Below are 1,282 nucleotides of genomic sequence, written 5' to 3'. Positions count from 1 at the left end.
AGAGATGGATCCGGAAATTTGAACAACTCCTATAAGTGATACTCTGCTCCTCAAATGATGTTATAAACATCAATATATGGAGTATTTTATGGCACGTAGACCAAGAAGAAATCATTCAAACGACTTTAAGGCTAAGGTAGCACTTGCTGCGATCAAAGCAGAAAAAACACTTGCTGAATTGAGTTCTGAGTTTGATGTTCATCAAAACCAAATTATTGACTGGAAAAATCAATTGATCTCAGCTTCCTCACAAGCTTTCGATCAATCAAAAGCTCCATCAGAACCTCCCATTGATCTTAAAAAGTTACATGCAAAAATCGGTGAGCAGGCATTAGAAATTGATTTTTTAGAAGGTGTGTTGAAGAAACTGGGCCGCTTCAACCACAAAAGTTAATCGATCACTCACTTCAGATTTCAGTATCTAAACAAGCTAAGTTACTGAAAGTCTCTCGTGGTTGTTATTATTATCGCCCAAAACCTGTTAGCTCATCAGATCTGAAGCTGATGCGATGTATTGATGAATTACATATGCAATATCCTTTTGCAGGCAGTCGTATGATGCGTGATTTGTTGAATCGTCAAGGGCATCATATAGGACGACGTCATACACGTACTTTAATGAAGAAAATGGGTATTCAGGCGTTATATTGCAAACCAAATTTAAGCCAGGCTAATCAAGCTCACCGTAAATATCCATATCTGCTCAAAGGATTGGCTATTCAGCGCAGTAATCAAGTGTGGTCTACGGATATAACGTATATCCCTATGGCAAAAGGCTTTGTTTATTTATGTGCTGTGATTGATTGGCATAGCCGCAAGGTACTTGCGCATAGGGTATCGATTAGTATGGAGGTGGATTTTTGTATTTCGGCTTTAAATGAAGCGATTGAAAAATATGGATCACCTGAAATATTGAATACAGACCAAGGCAGTCAGTTCACCAGTGATGCATTTATTGATGTATTGAAATCAAATGGCATTCAAATCAGTATGGATGGTAAAGGTCGATGGGTAGATAATGTGATGGTTGAACGATTATGGCGGAGCGTTAAATATGAAGAGGTGTATCTCAAAGCTTATAGCAGTGTCACAGATGCGAAAAAGCAATTGAGTGCATATTTTGAGTTTTATAATCTGAAACGACCTCATTCGAGTCTAGACAAAATGACACCAAATGAGTTTTACTATGATCAGCTACCCCAACAAAACAAGGTGGCTTAACTAGAGCGGAATATCACTTATAAATACGCTTTTAGTTGTTCAAACAAGTGGAACCACCTCT

At 38.0% G+C, this 1,282-nt stretch carries 1 protein-coding gene; it reads left to right on the top strand.

What is annotated here, in order from left to right; all coding sequences use genetic code 11:
* Positions 1-76 precede the first annotated feature (76 nt).
* A protein-coding gene (locus tag FTU64_RS16210; protein WP_099046175.1) for an IS3-like element ISAba14 family transposase occupies positions 77-1,221 on the top strand; the annotation gives its coding sequence in 2 pieces (ribosomal slippage) (positions 77-341 and positions 341-1,221; 1,146 coding nt in all).
* The last annotated feature ends 61 nt before the right edge of the window (positions 1,222-1,282 follow it).

The organism is Acinetobacter sp. YH12128, assembly GCF_013418655.1.
GTDB classification, from domain to species: domain Bacteria; phylum Pseudomonadota; class Gammaproteobacteria; order Pseudomonadales; family Moraxellaceae; genus Acinetobacter; species Acinetobacter amyesii.
This window is presented reverse-complemented; position numbering and strand designations above follow the sequence as displayed.